This window comes from Gillisella terrae, assembly GCF_004801395.1.
Lineage (GTDB): Bacteria > Pseudomonadota > Alphaproteobacteria > Rhizobiales > Rhizobiaceae > Allorhizobium > Allorhizobium terrae.
Map to the genome: position 1 here is coordinate 176371 of NZ_SSOA01000009.1, position 14191 is coordinate 190561.

At 56.9% G+C, this 14191-nt stretch carries 12 protein-coding genes and 1 tRNA gene; 5 read left to right on the forward strand and 8 right to left on the reverse strand.

Annotation, left to right across the window (positions count from 1 at the left end; translation table 11 throughout):
- Positions 1-152: 152 nt before the first annotated feature.
- From E6C51_RS15920 to E6C51_RS15950, 7 genes are all read right to left on the reverse strand, one after another.
- Positions 153-845 (reverse strand): GntR family transcriptional regulator, encoded by a 693-nt coding sequence (locus tag E6C51_RS15920; RefSeq protein ID WP_190236689.1) that lies wholly within the window; start codon positions 843-845, stop codon positions 153-155.
- Between the two features lie 150 nt (positions 846-995).
- Positions 996-2303: a type III glutamate--ammonia ligase gene (glnT, locus tag E6C51_RS15925; RefSeq protein ID WP_190236690.1), complete on the reverse strand. Its 1308-nt coding sequence runs from the start codon at positions 2301-2303 to the stop codon at positions 996-998.
- 76 nt (positions 2304-2379) lie between these two features.
- A complete protein-coding gene (locus E6C51_RS15930; RefSeq protein ID WP_190236691.1) occupies positions 2380-3708 on the reverse strand; it encodes an FMN-binding glutamate synthase family protein in 1329 nt (442 codons plus the stop codon).
- Between the two features lie 16 nt (positions 3709-3724).
- A complete protein-coding gene (locus E6C51_RS15935) occupies positions 3725-4411 on the reverse strand; it encodes a GltB/FmdC/FwdC-like GXGXG domain-containing protein (RefSeq protein ID WP_190236692.1) in 687 nt (228 codons plus the stop codon).
- A 38-nt stretch (positions 4412-4449) separates the two neighbouring features.
- Positions 4450-5355: a class II glutamine amidotransferase gene (locus E6C51_RS15940; RefSeq protein ID WP_190236693.1), complete on the reverse strand. Its 906-nt coding sequence runs from the start codon at positions 5353-5355 to the stop codon at positions 4450-4452.
- A 95-nt stretch (positions 5356-5450) separates the two neighbouring features.
- Positions 5451-6116 (reverse strand): helix-turn-helix domain-containing protein, encoded by a 666-nt coding sequence (locus E6C51_RS15945; RefSeq protein WP_190236694.1) that lies wholly within the window; start codon positions 6114-6116, stop codon positions 5451-5453.
- A 141-nt stretch (positions 6117-6257) separates the two neighbouring features.
- Positions 6258-7238, reverse strand: coding sequence for a GlxA family transcriptional regulator (locus E6C51_RS15950; protein WP_190236695.1), 981 nt, complete (start codon positions 7236-7238; stop codon positions 6258-6260).
- Between the two features lie 90 nt (positions 7239-7328).
- On the opposite strand from E6C51_RS15950, the gene E6C51_RS15955 reads away from it, so the two are divergent.
- The 5 genes from E6C51_RS15955 (at position 7329) to E6C51_RS15975 (ending at position 13903) form a co-directional block, all read left to right on the forward strand.
- The gene (locus E6C51_RS15955) at positions 7329-8579 is read left to right on the forward strand and encodes a sarcosine oxidase subunit beta family protein (protein WP_190236696.1); all 1251 of its coding nucleotides are present in this window, start codon (positions 7329-7331) and stop codon (positions 8577-8579) included.
- A gap of 24 nt (positions 8580-8603) precedes the next feature.
- Positions 8604-8876 (forward strand): sarcosine oxidase subunit delta family protein, encoded by a 273-nt coding sequence (locus E6C51_RS15960; protein ID WP_190236697.1) that lies wholly within the window; start codon positions 8604-8606, stop codon positions 8874-8876.
- A complete protein-coding gene (locus E6C51_RS15965; protein WP_190236708.1) occupies positions 8873-11836 on the forward strand; it encodes a sarcosine oxidase subunit alpha in 2964 nt (987 codons plus the stop codon). The genes E6C51_RS15960 and E6C51_RS15965 overlap by 4 nt, the downstream gene beginning before the upstream one ends.
- The gene (locus E6C51_RS15970; protein WP_190236698.1) at positions 11829-12365 is read left to right on the forward strand and encodes a sarcosine oxidase subunit gamma family protein; all 537 of its coding nucleotides are present in this window, start codon (positions 11829-11831) and stop codon (positions 12363-12365) included. Before E6C51_RS15965 ends, E6C51_RS15970 begins: the two co-directional genes overlap by 8 nt.
- 167 nt (positions 12366-12532) lie before the next feature.
- On the forward strand, positions 12533-13903 hold the full coding sequence (locus E6C51_RS15975; RefSeq protein WP_190236699.1) for an IS1182 family transposase: 1371 nt from the start codon (positions 12533-12535) through the stop codon (positions 13901-13903).
- 153 nt (positions 13904-14056) lie between these two features.
- Here E6C51_RS15975 and E6C51_RS15980 read toward each other — a convergent pair.
- Positions 14057-14133, reverse strand: a tRNA-Met gene (locus E6C51_RS15980).
- Positions 14134-14191 lie beyond the last annotated feature (58 nt).

Consider the following 14191-nt stretch of genomic DNA (forward strand, 5'->3'; position numbering starts at 1 on the left):
ACAAAGGACGCTGTAACACTTTAAATCTGCTGCATAATTTTCTCTTTAAATCGATTCCGATTTAAGGAATTATGCAGTAGCGGCCATCATTGGATAGACTGTGAGGAAAACCGGGAACCCGGTTTCCCCGCCAAACTCCAGAGAGCCCTTGCTCAATCGGCTTTTTGCGCGGACAGAACGGCTTCCGCGATGGCACAGGCACTTGCAACGTGATCAAGGGCTGCCCGGTAGGCAGCATCGCCATCCCCTTGCCGGATGGCCTCAATGATTTTTGCCATCTGCGCTGGGCCGTCGATACCACGGCTTTTCGTCTTGATTGTCATGGAGCGCAGGTGGTTGATACGCACCGTCAGCAAATTGACCACACCCCAGGCGACATGCCGGTCGATCTTGCTGAACAACGTCTGATAAAAAGACGAGGTATGCGTCAACACACCGGGCATATCATTGGCAAGGTAGCTTTCGCGGATATTCGCAAGGGAGACTTCCAGCGCCTCAACAATGGTGGGGTCGCGACGTTCGGCACACAGGCGGGCCGCCATGCCCTCCAGCGCACCGCGAATTTCGTAAATCTGTTTTGCTTCATCAAGATCAAGCAGGGCCACCATCGGGCCTTTGTTCGGCAGGTTTGCCACCAGCCCTTCGGATTCGAGATGGCGCAGCACCTCGCGCACAATGGTGCGCGACACGCCGAGTTGGGCGCACAGATCCCGCTCCACCAAACGATCTCCGGGGCGGAAGTAACCGTTCACGATTGCATCACGCACCTTATCAAGCGCAAGCTCTCTCAGGGTCTTGGTCGGACGCTCAACGCGAATGGCAGTTTCCTGCGAAGCACCGGTCATGGTATCACCTCGTTTGGCCACCCCGCTTTTGCGCGCGCGAAAGCAGTTTTGGCTTTTGATATTATGGCGTACCAAGTTATTTAGCCGCGCACGATCTTGATAGCAACAGCAGACCTTGCCGCAGTGCAGTCTGGTGGTGCAGATGCGCATTCAAACGTCGAGGGTGGTCTGATGCTCCCAGGCGGTAAACTGCGCGCAATAGCTGTTCCACTCGCCCTGTTTGAGTTTGAGATAGGCTTTCGAGAACTCCGTGCCCAGCGCCGCCTGCAACACCTCATCCTTCTCATATTCACGCAGCGCATCGAGAAGATTGAGCGGCAGCTTCGGCGCATCCGTCACGGTATGGCCTTCACGATACATGTCGATATCATAGTGACGGCCGGGATCCGCTTTGGAGCGCACACCTGATAATCCAGCGGCAATGATAATGGCCTGCAGCAGATAAGGGTTTACCGCACCATCGGGCAGCCGCAGCTCAAACCGCCCCGGCCCCGGCACCCGCACCATATGGGTGCGGTTATTTCCGGTCCAGGTGACGGTATTGGGCGCCCAGGTGGCACCCGAGATGGTGCGCGGCGCATTGATGCGTTTGTAAGAATTCACCGTTGGATTGGTGATCGCCGCAAGGGCCGACGCATGTTTCATAATGCCGCCAAGGAACGTCTTGCCTTTGGCGGAGAGCCCGAAGGGCATATCCTTGTCAGCGAAAGCATTGACCTTGCCCTCAACATCCCAGACCGAAATATGCGCGTGGCACCCATTTCCGGTCAGCCCCTTGAACGGCTTGGGCATAAAGGTGGCGCGCAACCCGTGCTTTTCGGCAACGGACTTGACCATGAATTTGAAAAAGGAATGCTTGTCAGCCGTCTGGAGCGCATCGTCATATTCCCAGTTCATTTCGAACTGGCCATTGGCGTCCTCGTGGTCGTTCTGGTAGGGTTTCCAGCCCAGTTCCAGCATGTAATCGCAAATCTCGGCAATCACATCATAGCGGCGCATCACGGCCTGCTGATCATAGCATGGCTTTTCTGCCGTGTCGTAGTCGTCAGAGATTTTAGCACCATCCGGCGAAATCAGAAAAAACTCCGGCTCCACCCCGGTCTTCACCCGCAAGCCTTCGCCTGCCGCTTCGGCAATGAGCTTTTTCAAGACCACACGCGGAGCCTGCTCCACCGGCTGATCGTCCATCACGCAATCGGCGGCAACCCAGGCGACATCCTTTTTCCATGGCAGCTGGATCACCGAAGAAGCATCCGGCATGGCGAAAAGATCGGGATGGGCAGGTGTAAGATCCAGCCAGGTGGCGAAACCGGCAAAACCGGCCCCGTCCTTTTGCATATCGGCAATGGCTTCTGCGGGCACCAGCTTGGCGCGCTGGCCGCCGAAGAGATCGGTATAGCTGATCATAAAATATTTGATGCCCTTTTCGGCAGCAAATTTGGAGAGGTCCAGTGTCACGTCATTCCCCTTTTTTTGGTATCAGACACTTCATCGAAAAAACGGACGCATCCTCCCAAATGCGTCCGTCTACTGTTTAGAAACTGCCTTTTCCCGGGAACCAGTTTGTTCCCGCCAAGGGCACCTGGGCCATGGCGGCGGCCTCCATGGTCAGCGCCACCAGATCTTCCGGCTCCAGATTGTGCAGATGGTTCTTGCCGCAGGCGCGGGCAATGGTCTGCGCTTCCAGCGTCATGACCTTGAGATAATTGGCAAGGCGTCGGCCAGCCGCCACCGGATCAAGGCGCGCCGCCAGTTCGGGGTCCTGTGTGGTAATACCGGCGGGGTCTTTGCCCTCGTGCCAGTCGTCATAGGCACCAGCCGTGGTGCCAAGCTTTTGGTATTCCTCTTCCCATCTTGGATCATTGTCACCCAGCGCCACCAGAGCCGCAGTGCCAATGGCAACCGCATCGGCACCAAGTGCCAGCGCCTTGGCAACATCCGCACCGGAGCGAATGCCGCCGGAGACGATCAATTGCACCTTGCGGTGCATGCCAAGATCCTGAAGGGCCTGCACGGCGGGACGAATGCAGGCGAGCGTGGGCATGCCGACGTTTTCGATAAACACATCCTGCGTCGCTGCCGTGCCGCCCTGCATGCCATCCAAAACCACCACATCGGCTCCGGCTTTGACAGCAAGCGCTGTGTCGTAATAAGGGCGTGCACCGCCAACCTTGATGTAGATCGGCTTTTGCCAATCGGTAATTTCACGCAGTTCGAGGATCTTGATCTCCAGATCATCCGGGCCGGTCCAATCCGGATGACGGCAGGCCGAACGCTGATCAATACCCTTCGGCAGATTGCGCATATTGGCAACGCGATCGGAAATCTTCTGTCCCAGCAGCATACCGCCACCGCCCGGTTTTGCGCCCTGACCAACCACAATCTCGATGGCATCGGCGCGGCGCAAATCCTTCGGGTTCATGCCGTAGCGCGATGGCAGATACTGATAGACCAGTGTCTGGCTATGGCCGCGCTCCTCATCGGTCATGCCGCCATCGCCTGTTGTGGTCGAGGTACCGGCAAGGGTTGCCCCACGGCCAAGCGCTTCCTTGGCATTGCCCGACAGAGCACCAAAGCTCATACCGGCAATGGTGATCGGCGTTTTCAGTGTGATCGGCTTTTTGGCAAAGCGTGTGCCGAGCGTGACAGAGGTGTCGCATTTCTCACGATAGCCTTCGAGCGGATAGCGCGAGATGGAGGCACCGAGAAACAGCAGATCATCGAAATGCGGAACCTTGCGCTTGGTGCCCGCGCCGCGAATATCATAGATGCCGGTGGCGGCAGCGCGACGGATCTCCGCCAGAGTGTGATCGTCGAAGGTGGCGGATTTGCGCGGCGGGGTGAAGGGGTTGTGATAGCTCATCGGAAAATCCCTCGCCTCAATACGCGTCGGCGTTGTCAATGTTGAAATTGTAGAGCGTGCGGGCAGAGCCGTAGCGCTTGAACTCCTGCGGGCTGACATCCGTGATGCCTGCCTTTTCGAGGAGTTCCGCCAGTTTCTCAAGGTGCTCCGGCCGCATCTCCTTTTCGATGCAATCAGAACCAAGACTTTTGACCGAACCACGCACAAAGAGCTTTGCTTCATAAAGAGAATCGCCCAAGGCGTCGCCCGCATCGCCGCACACCACCAGATGGCCGGACTGCCCCATGAATGCGGACATGTGCCCAATATTGCCCCTCACGACAATATCGATGCCCTTCATGGAAATGCCACAGCGCGACGCCGCATTGCCCTTGATGACCAAAAGCCCGCCCTGCCCGGTGGCACCGGCATATTGCGACGCATCACCTTCGATAACGACAGTGCCTGACATCATGTTTTCGGCAATGCCCGGCCCGGCAGAGCCGTGAACGATCACAGTGCCACCATCATTCATGCCGGCACAATAATAGCCAACCGAGCCGCGCACCTCGACAGTCACAGGACTGTCAATGCCGACAGCAACCGCATGATGGCCACGCGGATTGACCACTTCAAATGCGGTGTCATTGGCACCGGATGACAGGCCGTGAAGTGCGCTGTTCAGTTCACGCAAGGGCGTATGGGAGAGATCGAAAACTGGCATGGATGTTGACTTTCACAATATGTCGCAAGGGGCGAGTCTCAGGCGGCCTTTTCATGGTCCCAGAAATAGACAGTCGCCGGTTCCGGCTCCCATACCCGGGCATTTTCGATGCCCGGCAGATTGACCAGCGCCCGATATTCCGAGCCGAAAGCAACATATTGATCGGTTTCGGCCATCACCGCAGGCTTGCAGGCAATCGGATCGCGCAACACGCCGAAACCCGACCGGGTGCCAACCACGAAGGTGAAAAAGCCGTCGAGATCATCAAGTGCGCCTTTCAACGCTTCACCGAGATCCTTGCCTCTGGCCATTTCTGCTGTGAGATAGGCGGCGGCCACCTCGGAATCGTTCTGGGTTTCAAAACGCATGCCTTCGCGCACCAGTTCACGCCGCAGGTTGTTATGATTGGAGAGGGAGCCATTGTGCACTAGGCACTGGTCCGCGCCGGTTGAGAACGGATGCGCACCAAGCGTGGTCACCGCCGATTCCGTGGCCATCCGCGTATGACCGATTCCGTGGCTGCCTGTCATGGCGCGCACGCCAAACCGCGCGACAACATCTTTCGGCAAGCCAATTTCCTTATAGATCTCAACACTGTCACCGGACCCCATAATGCGGACATCCGGGCGGATCACAGCAAGAGCGGCGCGCATGCCGTCCAGCTTGTCGCTGGGAATATCCAGCACCGCATGGGTGCTTTTTACCGTGACAGCCGCATCAATACCGTTTTCTTTCAACGCATCCGCAAGGCCTGAAAAATCAACCGCCGGATTGGCCGATTGAATGGTCACTTTTGCGCGGCCCGCAGCCGCGCCGCCATAGATGGCGATGCCCGCAGAATCCGGCCCACGATCCGTCATGGTCACCAGCATGTCCGAAAGCAGCGCACCCAACTGCGCTTCAAGGCTTTTGTCTTTCAGGAATAGTCCAACAATGCCGCACATCGACAGGCACCTCCATTCGTTTCTGAACGAATGGCTACCACAGGAAATTTGGCCTCGTCAACTATTAGGAATATTTTTTTCTTCTTAGGCAATATTCAGTCATTGGTCATCCGCCGTTGCGGATAAGAAATGATCGACAGATAGCGCGCCGGAAGCTTGACCAATTCCTCCGGGCCGTGCGGCGCATCGGCATCGAAAAACAGGCTGTCACCCGCCTGCATCGTGAAAAGCTGCTCGCCGTGACGATAGACCACCTCGCCCTCCAGCATGTAGAGAAACTCCATGCCTTCATGCTGGAAGGTCGGAAATACATCCGAATCCGTGGTCAGGGTGATGAGATAGGGCTCGACCGTGACGCCACTGGTGTTGTTGTCGATATGGCCCAAAAGACTGTATTGGTGCCCGGCCCGCGTGCCTCTTCGATCAATATTCACCCCTTGGCCTGCCTTGACGAAAGTGGCGCTGCGAGGCTCTTCGAAGCCGCGAAAGAAAGCCGTGATCGGCACACCCAGCGCCTTTGAAAGCGTCTGCAATGTGGTGAGCGATGGCGAAATATTGCCGTTTTCGATCTTGGAAAGCATGCCGACCGAAACGCCGGTGGCTGACGCCAGATCGGTGACCGTGATGCCAAGTTTTTTGCGATAGGCCCGCACCTCATGGCCAATAGCCATTTCCAGATTGTTGACCCGCGGCTCCCGAACGGCGTGCGGGTCTTGTGACAGGATCTGGGCATGTTCGGTCTTGACCGTCGGTTCTACCATGGGGCCTCCAATGTGACGTGTTTTCTTCTTTAGAACCTGTCAGGCTCAGATTGAGCCTGACAGGTTCTAAAATTCTTTGCTTGAGTTTGTCTTTTTGGGAAAACCGGATTCCACTTTTCCCTGACAAACTCTAAAGGAAATCTATTTTAATTCAGAGGAAATCTTTGCTCTCAGCACATTCGGCGACTGGCCGAAGTGGGCCTTGAAACATCCCGAAAAATGGCCCACACTGGAAAAGCCGGTGGCAAAAGCCACTTCAGCAAGAGAGAGCGCGCTCTGCTCCAAAAGCCGTCTGGCGTGATCAAGGCGGATAGCCCGGTAGGTTTCAAGAAACGACTTTTTGAGATGGGAAGCAAAAAGCCGATCCAGATGGCGCGCGCTGGTGCCTGCCAGTTTAGCCATGGTTTGCCGATCCAGCGGATTTTCGATGGTGGCCTCCATTTTCTCCAGCACCGTCAGCAAGGCGGGATGGTGTGTGCCAAAGCGCTCCGCCGTGGAACCGCGTTGTGGTGCGCCGGGTTCCGCCACCGCCGTGTGCAGATACCAATCGCTGACCCGTCTTGCGAAATGCGCGCCCATTCGATCCGAAATCATCGCATGCATCATGTCCAGCGGTGCAACACCGCCAGCGCAGGTGATCCGGTCCCCATCAATGACAAAACGCGCCTGCCGGGGTGAAAGGTGGCCGAAGGCTTCTTTCAGCACCGTTGCATGCTCCCAGTGAATGGTGAAATCGCGATTGTTCAAAAGCCCGGCCGCCGCCAACAGATAAGCGCCACTAGAAATGCCGCCAATCCTGACACCCTGCCGCGCCAGCCGTCGCAACAGGCCGTAGGAGTGTTCGGCAACACCCCAGTCCTGTGGGCCGCCGCCAGCACAGACGAAAATCGTATGACATCGCTCGCCAGCCGCCAAAAGTGCCTCGCATTGCACCGAAAGTCCTGATGAGCTTTTCACCGAAGCGCCATCGAAAGACAGAGGGCACATGTCGTAAAGATCAGTTCCGGCGATCAAATTGGCAGCCCGCAGCGGCTCGGTTGCCGAGGCGTAGGACATCAGCGCGAAATTCGGAACAAGCACGAAACCGATGCGCTGGACATTTTTAGGCTCAGAGGATGTCATGTCCTTTTTCTATATCGAAACGTCTCTTTTTTGCAATGTGCTTCTCAGGCGAGCCGCTAAGCTGCTGCCATAAGCTTTGAGGTCTGCCAGATGCGCTATTCTGCTCTTTCCCTGTTGATGAACGGCCTTTTTGGCAACAAAGCGTGGAAGCCCGCGTGGCGAGACGCGACCCCTAAACCGCATTACGATGTCATTATCGTCGGTGGCGGTGGGCATGGATTGGCGACGGCCTATTATCTTGCCAAGGACTTCGGGATCAGCAATGTCGCAGTTCTGGAAAAGAACTATGTCGGCTCTGGCAATGTTGGCCGCAACACCACCATCATCCGCTCCAATTATCTGCTGCCGGGCAACAATCCATTCTACGAACTGTCCATGAAGCTCTGGGAGGGGCTGGAACAGGATTTCAATTTCAATGCCATGGTTTCGCAACGGGGCGTCTTGAACCTTTTCCACTCCGACGCCCAGCGCGATGCTTATACCCGGCGTGGCAATGCCATGCGCCTGCATGGTGTCGATGCCGAATTGCTGGACCGAGCCGCAGTCAAGGCCATGCTGCCATTTCTGGATTTTGAAAATGCCCGTTTTCCCATTCAAGGCGGCTTGCTGCAAAGGCGTGGTGGCACCGTGCGCCATGACGCCGTGGCCTGGGGATATGCCCGCGGAGCCGACCAACGCGGGGTCGATATTGTTCAAGGCTGCGAGGTCACCGGCATTCGTCGCGAAAACGGCCGGGTTGTGGGTGTGGAGACCAGCCAGGGCTTCATCGGCTGCAACAAGCTGGCACTGGCGGCGGCAGGCAATTCCTCGCAGGTCGCCAGCATGGCAGGATTGAAGCTGCCAATCGAAAGCCATGTGTTGCAGGCGTTTGTCTCGGAAGGGCTCAAGCCCTTTATTGATGGTGTCGTCACTTTCGGAGCCGGACATTTTTACGTTTCGCAATCGGATAAGGGCGGTCTGGTCTTCGGTGGCGATATTGACGGTTACAATTCCTATGCCCAGCGCGGCAATCTGGCCACGGTCGAACACGTTGCAGAAGCGGGCAAAGCCATGATCCCGGCGCTGTCGCGTGTGCGCGTTTTGCGCGCTTGGGGTGGCATTATGGATATGTCGATGGACGGATCACCCATTATCGACCGCACTCCGATCGACAATCTCTACCTGAACGCCGGCTGGTGTTACGGCGGCTTCAAGGCAACGCCTGCCTCTGGCTTTTGCTTTGCCCATCTTCTGGCCCGCGACACACCGCAGGAAACGGCTGCCGCCTTTCGGCTGGATCGTTTCCGACGCGGCTATCTCATTGATGAAAAGGGCCAGGGAGCCCAGCCGAACCTTCATTAACCACGCGGATCAAGGACATTTGAAATGGCAAGTCTCGTGCCCTGCCCGCATTGCGGGCCAAGACCCAAAGAAGAATTCACCATCAAAGGTGCAGCACTTCAGAGGCCAGCAGCCAATGCGAAAGCGGATGTATGGTTCGATTACGTCTATCTGCGCGATAATCCGCGCGGAGCCTATGAGGAACATTGGCATCATACCTCCGGCTGCCGCCGCTGGCTGGTTGTCACCCGCGATACCGTCACGCATGAAATATTCGCCTGCCAAGACGCCGCGCAACAGAAAGCGACATGCGCATGAGAAATAACCGCCTGAAGACCGGCGGTCTCATCGACCGCACCAAACCCCTGTCATTCACGTTCGATGGTAAGCCGATGTCGGGCTTTGAAGGCGACAGCCTCGCCTCTGCCCTGCTGGCCAATGGTCAGAAACTGGTTGGCCGCAGCTTCAAGTACCATCGCCCGCGCGGCATATTAACGGCGGGTGCCGCCGAGCCAAACGCCCTGATGACCATTGGCACGGCGGGCCGCACGGAGCCAAACACCCGCGCCACCATGCAGGAACTCTATGACGGACTGGAAGCGAAAAGCCAAAACCGCTGGCCATCGCTGGATTTTGACATTGGTGCCTTGAACAGTCTTCTGTCACCCTTTCTAGGGGCAGGTTTTTACTATAAAACGTTCATGTGGCCCGCGCCGTTTTGGGAAAAGGTTTATGAGCCCTTGATCCGCAAGGCCGCAGGCCTTGGCAAGGCAAGCTATGAAGCCGATCCAGACATCTATGACAAATGCTGGGCCCATTGCGATCTGCTGATGATTGGCGCAGGCGCGACCGGTCTAGCCGCTGCCCTCACCGCTGCACGCGCTGGCTTACGGGTTATTCTTGTCGATGAACATGCCATTGCCGGCGGCGGCCTTCTTTCAGAAACCGCGACAATCGGCAATAACAGCGCCCCGGATTTTGCCGCACAATGCGTTGCGGAACTCCAAACCATGCCAAATGCCACCGTGCTAACCCGCACCACAGTTTTTGGCTGGTATGATGGCAATGTTTTCGGCGCAGTCGAGCGGGTGCAAAAACATCTGCCCAATCCAAACAGCAATGTGCCGGTGGAGCGCCTGTGGCGCATTATTGCCAAGCGGGCGCTGCTTGCCACGGGTGCAGAGGAGCGGCCACTGGTGTTTGGCGGCAATGACATCCCCGGCATCATGATGGCGGGCGCGATGCGCAGCTATCTCAATCGATACGCTTTAAGCCCAGGAGACGCCACCGCAATTTTCACCACCAATGACAGTGGCTATGCCCTTGCCCGCGACCTTGAGACCAAGGGCGTGCCGCTCGCCGCCATCATTGACAGCCGCCCCCAAGGAAATCCCGACTACCGCGGCAAGGCGCGTGTCATCAAAGGTGGGGTGGTCTCGAACGCAAAGGGCGGCAAAGCACTGTCGTCTATCGAAATCCGCGCGAATGGGCACACCGAGAACCTGTCCATCGATGCGCTGGCGATGTCTGGCGGCTTCAGCCCCATCATTCATCTTGCCTGCCATCGCGGCGGCAAGCCCGTCTGGTCAGAAAGTCATTCTGCCTTTCTCGCCCCCGACAATCTCGGTGGGCTGGCGCTTGCTGGAGCAGCCTCTGCCGTCCATGGCATCGCTGCCTGCCTGGAAGATGGCGCGAGACACGCTGCGGCACTGGCGCAAGATCTGGGCTTTGCTGTCACAGCATCTTCGTTTGGCTCGGTCGAAAATGATATCATAGCCCAGCCCGCAAAAGCGCTTTGGTCGATTCCGGGCATCAAGGCAAAAGCCTTTGTTGACTATCAAAACGATGTGCACAGCAAAGATCTCGGCCTTGCCGTCCATGAAGGATACGGCCATGTCGAACTCGCCAAGCGATATACAACCAATGGCATGGCGACCGATCAGGGCAAGCTGTCCAACGTCAACGCCATCGGTCTTCTGGCCGAAGCAAAGGGCGTTTCTCCAGCCGATGTCGGCACAACGACCTTTAGACCCTTTTACACGCCTGTCTCTTTTGGCGCACTGACCGGGGCCTATCACGCTCATCATTTCCAGCCTGTGCGCAAATCGCCCCTGCATGGCTGGGCCGAGAAAAACGGCGCAGTGTTTGTCGAAACCGGCCTGTGGTACCGCTCCAGCTGGTATCCCCGCGCTGGCGAAACTAACTGGCGGGAAAGCGTGGACCGCGAAGTTTTAAATGTGCGCAAAAACGCCGGCCTCTGCGATGTCTCCATGCTCGGCAAAATCGAGATTTGCGGCGAGGATGCCAGCGAATTCCTCAACCGTGTCTATTGCAACGCCTTTTCGAAGCTCCCGGTCGGCAAGGCACGATACGGTTTGATGTTGCGCGAAGACGGTATGATTTACGACGACGGCACCACCAGTCGACTAGAGGAAAATCGCTTTTTCATGACCACCACCACCGCCTATGCAGCGGGCGTTATGAACCATCTCGAATTCTGTGCTCAGGTGTTGTGGCCCGATCTGGATGTGCGCCTTGCCTCTGTCACTGACCAATGGGCGCAAATGGCGATTGCAGGCCCAAAGGCCCGCGACATTCTGCAAAAAATCGTAGACGTTGATCTCTCCAATCACGCCTTTCCCTACCTTGCTGCACGCGAAATCTCGCTATTTGGCGGCAAATTGCACGGACGGTTGTTTCGAATCTCCTTTTCTGGTGAACTCGCTTTTGAGCTCGCTGTTCCAGCCGGTTATGGCGAAAGCGTTGCCGACGCCCTGATGGAAGCTGGCAGGTCTGAAAATATCACGCCCTATGGCGTTGAAGCCCTCGGGGTGCTGCGCATCGAAAAAGGCCACGTCACCCACAACGAGATCAACGGCACAGTCACACCAGCCGATCTCGGCATGGCCAAAATGGTTTCGCCAAACAAGACCGATTTCATCGGCAAGCATATGCTAGAGCGCGAAGGGCTTAAGGAGCAAAACCGGCCGCGCCTTGTCGGGGTCAGGCCACTCGACCCTCTCCAATCCTTCCGCACAGGCGCACATATTCTCGCCAAGGATGAAGACGCAACCTTGGAAAACGACCAAGGCTATGTCACCTCCAGCGCATTTTCACCGCATCTTGGCTCGACTATCGGTCTCGCGCTTGTGAAAAATGGCGTAAATCGACATGGCGAAGAGGTGGTTGTTTGGAACGGTATTCGCAACGAATTCACCGCAGCCCGCCTTTGCCATCCTGTTTTCTTCGACCCTCAGAATGAGAGGCTCCATGTCTGATTTCAAGGGTGATTTTTGCCCAACACTCCGCCCAGCACTTGCTGCAAAGCAGCCCGTTTCATTGAACGCCATCCAGCTTTCAGCCGTTGCAGAGGGCACAATTATTCACGTTCTGAGCAAATCAGACTCGCCTGAGATGGAGACCCGGCTTCGCAATCTGCAACCAGGCGCGGTGCGCACCGTGGCACCCGGACAATGGTTTATTGTCAGTGACACACCGCTTCCATACGCCGACATGAAAGCACTTTTCGCAGCCCTCGAACCAACCGCGACGGGGGTCGACCAAAGTCATGGACGTATACGCATCCGCGTTGAAGGCAGTATGGCTCAGCGCATGTTGACGCAAGCAACGGCGTTAGATTTATGGCCTGAGGTTTTCCCAGTCGGGAAGTCCGCCACGACGCTCATCGGTCACATCGCCACACACCTTACTCGCGTGGATGACTCGTCATTTGAACTCATTGTGCTGCGTGGCTTCTCCGAAAGCCTTTGGGAAGATCTGGTCCGGATGATCCTAATGTCCCGCTGATATGGAGAAAGACAATTCAAGCGCGAATAAGGTTCTCGTTGGACCTGGCTCCTCTTCCCGCCTGAATGTACCGTCGCCCAGGAATCAAAAAACCCGTAGCATGTGCTACGGGGTCAGACTGCTGACAAACCCCTGGTCTTGGCCGGGGGTTTATGATTCACTGGGCCATGTTGAAGAAACCTGCTCCCGAACAGACGGCTCTCGAGATGGTGACGCTCTATGGGCTGGTGCCGAAGGATCATCTGCTTCGCAAGATCGACGCGGTGATCGACTTCTCCTTCATCCATGATCGCGTTGCCGATCTTTACTGTGCCGACAATGGCCGTCCTCCGCTCGACCCGACATGCATGTTCAAGGCGCTGTTTCTGGGCTACCTGTTTGGAGTTCGCTCCGAGTGTCAGTTGGTGCGCGAGATCGAGGTGAATGTCGCCTATCGGTGGTTCTTGCGCATGAAGCTGACCGATCCGGTCTTTGACGCCTCGACGCTTTCCCAAAATCGCCGTCGGCGTTTCAACGATACCTCAGTGGCTCAGGACATCTTCGATGCGATCGTGGAGCAAGCAATCGGGCATGGCCTGGTGGATGGCACGGTGCTCTATACGGATTCGACCCATCTGAAGGCGAATGCCAACAAGGGCAAATATGATCTTGAGATGCTGAAGAAGTCACGCGCCGACTATTGGACCGATCTCGATCGGGCGATCGAGGTGGAGCGTGCAGCACGCGGCCAGAAACCTCTAAAGGAAAAAGAGCGCGAGCCGGAGGTGAAGGAAACCAAGGTCAGCCGTAGCGATCCGGAGGCTGGCTACATGGTGCGCGACGGCAAGCCCAAGGGCTTCTTTTATCTCGATCATCGCACGGTCGATGGCCGCCATGCGATCATCACCGATACGCATGTGACCCCGGCCAATGTGCATGACAGTATCGTCTATCTGGAGCGGCTCGACCGTCAACGCGAGCGCTTCGGCTTCGATGTCGGTGCGGTTGGGCTCGATGCGGGCTATGCGACGACCGGCATTGCCAAGGGGCTGGAGGACAGGCAAATCCTCGGCGTGACCGGCTATCGCAATCCGACCCCGCCCAAGGACGGGATGATGCGCAAATCGAAGTTCGTCTTTGAGCCCGAAACCGACGGTTATCGCTGTCCTGAAGGTCAGTTGCTCACCTACGCCACCACTGACCGCAACGGCTACAAGCACTACCGTTCGGACCCGTCCGTCTGCCGCGACTGCCCGCTTCTGGCGTCGTGCACCTCAAACGCCAAGGCGGAGCGCACCATCACTCGGCATGTCTGGCAAGATGCTCGTGAGCGCACCGACAGCCACCGAAAGACCCCCTGGGGCAAGGCGATCTACAAACGACGAAAGGAGACGGTCGAGCGTTCCTTCGCCGATGCCAAACAACTTCACGGGCACCGCTACGCCCGCTTCCGCGGCCTCATCAAGGTGAGGTGGCAATGCCTACTTGCCGCCGCAGCGCAGAACATCAAGAAGATCGCAATGGCAATGACCAAAGCCCCCAAACCAGCCTGCGGATGAGGGCTTCAAGCCAGCTTCAAACTCCGCCCCACCCTCGCGGAAACATCACCTGAGCCCCCAATTCCCAAAATGCAAAAAACCGCCGAAAAAAATCGACGGGTTTGTCAACAGTCTGACCCCGTAGCATGTGCTACGGGGTTTTTTTGATGAATTTGGTTGCAGGGGCAGGATTTGAACCTGCGGCCTTCAGGTTATGAGCCTGACGAGCTACCGGGCTGCTCCACCCCGCGTTATTGTTATCTGACGTTGGGCGGAAGCCCGGTCGTTTATTTGTTTTGTCCGTTCTCG